The 1668-nt window shown below is 66.9% G+C and carries 2 protein-coding genes; one reads left to right on the plus strand and one right to left on the minus strand.

Going from position 1 to position 1668, the window contains the following annotated elements:
• Positions 1 to 990 (minus strand): hypothetical protein (locus ABQ292_RS26435; RefSeq protein ID WP_369210677.1); only part of this gene is annotated, 990 nt, incomplete at its 3' end.
• A gap of 480 nt (positions 991 to 1470) precedes the next feature.
• Between ABQ292_RS26435 and ABQ292_RS26440 the strand changes: the two genes are divergently transcribed.
• On the plus strand, positions 1471 to 1668 hold a 198-nt coding region (locus ABQ292_RS26440; RefSeq protein WP_369210678.1), incomplete at its 3' end, for a hypothetical protein.

Genomic DNA, 1668 nt, shown 5'->3' on the forward strand with positions numbered 1-1668 from the left:
GAACGCTCGCACTACGTCTGGACGCCTGGTTGAGAGCCATGCCTGTCCTGCCTTGGAGCGGATGATCCCCGCCAGATGCTCTGCGGTCGGAACATCGAGTTGGTCTCCGAAGTCATCGGACAGGACGACCCCGCCAGGCACCTGCGCCTGAAGGATGGCTTCAGCGGCCGAAAACACGGCCGCCACGGAGCTTCCGTGACTCGACAGCGGCAGGGTCCCCGCCCCATCCAGTCGAAGTGCTGGCTGGACCGCCCGCAGAAGGGCGCTCAGGCTACCGTCCTCCGCAGCGAAACTGACGTGTTCCGAGGTCGTCTCAAAGTCGCCAAGTCGACCACCGAGTGCCGCAGCGTTGAGGACCGCGTCAACGGCCTTCGTGACGGTGGCCTCGGTGCCAAGTGCGGATGTCGCTGCGGCAACCGCATCGGCGAGGCGTTCAAAGGCTGCCAACGCCTCCGTAGGGTCGCGGTCCGAGAGGATCCGGCGCAGCCCACCCTCGGCCCGCAGCTGCAACGGCTGACCGGGTTGCAGGATCACCACTGGAAGGGCTCGGCGGACGTCCGCAGGAACCCGAGCGAACTGCCCCGAGGCCGGACTGCTCTTGACCGGGTAGTAGACAAAGTGCTCAAGAGCGTCCGCTGCGGAGTCGTAAGTCAGGCGATAAGCGAGGCGGACGCAGAACTTCGCGCTCGGTTCCGCGTCTCCGGTGGCGGCCAGCCCTCCCTTGTCCTGGGGTTCCAGGAAGCCGTCGAAGAGTTGCTGGACCTCCGGATCGAGATCGATCAGTGTGACCTCGACGTGACACTCTTCAGCCCGGTAGACGGTCTCCTCGAACGTCGCGGCAGCAGGGGACTCCTTGTCTTCGGGCGCGACGTCGGCTTCGCTTGACTCTGCCGCTTGCTGTGCGTGAGACGCGGCAGCGGCACCGCCGGTGGTGCACTGGCGAAGATCAGTGATACGCGGCTGGACGCGAGTGCTTCCTGCATCCAGCACGCGCCGCAGGGCCGCGATGATGTCGCTGCGGCCCGATCGAGGAACGCCAGCCAGGACAACATGCCCACGCGGCCTCAGATCAAGTGACGACCAGCCCCGGAAGTTATGGATTCGTAGTCGAGACACGCGCACCCTAAGGTTCTACGCGATGTCACCGCACCGTTGCATGTTGTTGCGACGGCGCGTCGGCCGGCGGCCGAGCGGCCGGGCCTGTGCCGCGACTGCCAACGTTCGCTCTGAAGGCGGCTTGAGGGACACCCCTGCTCGACCCTTCACCGCGCGTCGCGCACGGCAGCCAGTCAAGGCAAGGTCGACCTATGTCGAACGCTGGTACTGGACCTGCCGACGGGGACGCGCGGCGGGAAGAGGCCTACGCCCGGTTCGCCCGGATACGTGTTCAGACTTCGCCGCCGCCAAACGAGATTCCCGGCATCCTGCCGCTCGGCCAGCTCCTGGGGGCGGTCCGCCACCGTCGCGGTGGTGGTCCTGGAGATCCATGCCTACACGGCTGGACTTGAGTTCAGGCTCACCTACCGTGGTCGTGGGGCCGAGCGTCACCCACCGTTCACCCCGACCGAGTCGGGCCTGGCCGAGCGCATCGGCCTACCCGTCGGGACGACGCCGCAGGTGGAGGTTCTGCTGCCTGACGCCACGCAGGCCGTCGCGATCGGCCTCTCC

Source organism: Geodermatophilus maliterrae, assembly GCF_041018925.1.
Classification (GTDB): Bacteria; Actinomycetota; Actinomycetes; order Mycobacteriales; family Geodermatophilaceae; genus Geodermatophilus; species Geodermatophilus maliterrae.